Source organism: Sphingopyxis flava (genome assembly GCF_900168005.1).
In the GTDB taxonomy this organism is placed as follows: domain Bacteria; phylum Pseudomonadota; class Alphaproteobacteria; order Sphingomonadales; family Sphingomonadaceae; genus Sphingopyxis; species Sphingopyxis flava.
The window spans coordinates 1-1,113 of record NZ_FUYP01000111.1; the positions used below are offsets into that span (position 1 = coordinate 1).

Sequence of the window (1,113 nt, forward strand, 5' to 3'; positions counted from 1 at the left end):
CTGACCGGGCGCTACAAGTCGGCACACGTCATCAAGAAGATGCCGGGCAACTGGAAAACCGTGATGGACGCATTCATCGAATCGTTCCACGTCGAGAACGTCCATCCCCAGACCGCGGCCTACTCCGGCGTCGAGCAGGCCCAGTACGACGTCTGGCCGGGTAAGCGGCACTTCAGCCGCACCCTGACGCCGGTAGGCATGCCGACCTCATCCGGGTCCTATCCGATCTCCGACCAGCAGATCGTCGATCGCTTCATCAAAGAATACATGCCCGGCTACGAGCACCTGGTCGGCGCCCCGGCGGCGACGCTTGGTGAGGGTGATACGCCTCGCGACGTGATCGGTCGCATCTATACCGACATGCTCGCGGAGCAATTGCAGGTGGATCTGTCCGACCTCGACACTGCCTGTGCCATCGACGCGGTGTTCTACTCCATATTCCCTAACTTCCAGCCCTGGCCGACCCTGGCTTACCCTCTGTTCTACCGGTTCCGTCCGCTCGACGACGATCCGAACCAGTGCCTGATGGACATCATCATCCTGGCCCCGTTCCAGGGTGAGCGTCCGCCTTCCGCCACCCCCGTGATCCAGGAGTTCGAGGAGCCGCTGGCCAATGCGCTGGGCGTGCTCGGCGAAATTCTCGACCAGGACTGCGCCCATATCCGCGCGATCCAGGCCGGGATGCGCGCCGCACGCGACAAGCAGCTGAACCTCGCGGAATACCAGGACTCCCGGGTGCGCCACTATCACCGGACGCTGGGCGAATACATCGCTGCGCCCTGACGCCATCGGTCGGAACGCAGTTCAAAGCAAAGTCGGTGGGCAGACCCGCCGGGAGGGGCGTATGTCACTAAGCCATGTTTTCAAGCCGATCCGGATCGCCGACGTCGAGATTCCGAACCGCATCGTCCGCTCGGCCCATGGCACCAGCTTCAGCTGGGGTCCGATCACCCAGCGCCACATCGACTATCACCTGGCGCGGGCGCGTGGCGGGGTGGGGCTGACCTTCCTCGAAGCAGCCAGCACCCACCCGACCGGCCTGCCCTCGCTCGCCAGTCTCGACGACAGCATCATCGACGAATACCGCAAGCTGATGGACGCGATCCGGCCGAC

At 63.9% G+C, this 1,113-nt stretch carries 2 protein-coding genes; both read left to right on the plus strand.

The features are described 5' to 3' along the window. A partial coding sequence (locus B5X69_RS20750) for an RHO alpha subunit C-terminal catalytic domain-containing protein (RefSeq protein ID WP_281250962.1) occupies positions 1–783 on the plus strand: 783 nt, incomplete at its 5' end. A gap of 61 nt (positions 784–844) precedes the next feature. After that, the coding region (locus B5X69_RS20755; protein ID WP_483881686.1) for a beta/alpha barrel domain-containing protein at positions 845–1,113 on the plus strand (269 nt) is incomplete at its 3' end.